Origin of the sequence: Corallococcus silvisoli (assembly GCF_009909145.1) — a bacterium.
GTDB classification, from domain to species: Bacteria; Myxococcota; Myxococcia; order Myxococcales; family Myxococcaceae; genus Corallococcus; species Corallococcus silvisoli.
On record NZ_JAAAPJ010000058.1, the window covers coordinates 1 to 1427 of the forward strand.

The following is a 1427-nucleotide window of genomic DNA, read 5'->3' on the forward strand; positions in this document are numbered from 1 at the left end:
CCCGAGTACATGGTGCCCTCCGCCTTCCTCGTGCTCGACGCCCTGCCCCTCAACTCCAACGGCAAGGTCGACCGCAAGGCCCTCCCCGAACCAGAAGCACCCCAGGCCACTCACTCCTACGTGGCTCCTCGCACCGAAGCAGAGGCCTCTCTCGCTTCCATCTGGGCCGAAGTGCTGAAGGTTGCCCGTGTCGGGGTGCGGGACTCCTTCTTCGATCTCGGCGGACACTCCCTCCTCGCCACCCAAGTGGTGTCTCGCGTGCGCGCCGAGTTCAACGTGGAACTCCCCCTCCGCGCGCTCTTCGAGTCGTCAACGGTGGAGGCCCTGGCGAAGCGACTGTCCGGGAGCACCGGCCACCGCGCCCCCAAGCTCACCCCTGTCTCTCACGAAGGCTCGCTACCGCTCTCCTTCGCTCAGCAGCGCCTGTGGCTGTTGGATCAACTCCAGCCGGAGGACGCGTCCTACAACATCCCCACCGCGCTCCAGCTCTCCGGACACCTGGACGTGGAGGCCCTGCGCCATGCCTTCGAAGCGCTGGTCGCGCGTCACGAAGCCCTGCGCACCACATTCAACGAGCATCGGGGCCAGCCCGTGCAACGCGTCCACGCGCCCAACGGATGGACGCTGACGGTCGTGGACCTCACCACCGTTCCGGATGCGGATCGGAGGGACGAAGCCCAGCGGTTGGCCGCCGCGGAAGCACGACGGCCCTTCCAACTCGCCACGGGCCCGCTGCTGCGCACCACCCTGGTGCGTCTGGGCGGAGAGGAGCACCTGCTGCTCGTGACGATGCACCACATCGTCTCCGACGGCTGGTCCATGGGCGTCCTCGTCCGCGAACTCATCGCGCTGTACGCGGCGTTCCATGAGGGCCAGGAGCCGGGCCTCGCGCCCCTCCCCGTGCAGTACGCCGACTTCGCGACGTGGCAGCGCCAGTGGCTCCAGGGTGAAACCCTGGACGCGCAGATTGAGTACTGGAAGCAGCAGTTGTCCGGAGCACCCGCCGCGCTGGAGCTGCCCACCGACCACCGTCGCCCTCCCGTGCAATCGCACCGCGGCGCCAAGGTGGACGTGCGCGTCTCCGCCAGGGTCTCCGATGCGCTCAAGGCACTGGCTCAACGTGAAGGCGCCACGCCCTTCATGGCGCTGCTCGCCGCCTTCCAGGTCCTCCTGTCGCGTTACTCCGCACAGGACGACATCAGCGTGGGCTCTCCCATCGCCGGTCGCACCCAGGCGGAGACCGAGGGCCTCATCGGCTTCTTCGTCAACACCCTCGTCCTTCGCTCCCACCTGGATCCACGCGCGACGTTCCGTGAGCTGTTGGCTCAGGTGCGCGGCACCACGTTCGCCGCCTACGAGCACCAGCACCTGCCCTTCGAGAAGCTCGTCGAAGCCGTTCAGCCCACTCGCGACCTGAGCCGCAGCCC

The 1427-nt window shown here is 68.0% G+C and carries 1 protein-coding gene; it reads left to right on the forward strand.

From position 1 onward, the window contains the following. On the forward strand, positions 1-1427 hold a 1427-nt coding region (locus GTY96_RS37035; protein ID WP_235686149.1), incomplete at both ends, for a condensation domain-containing protein.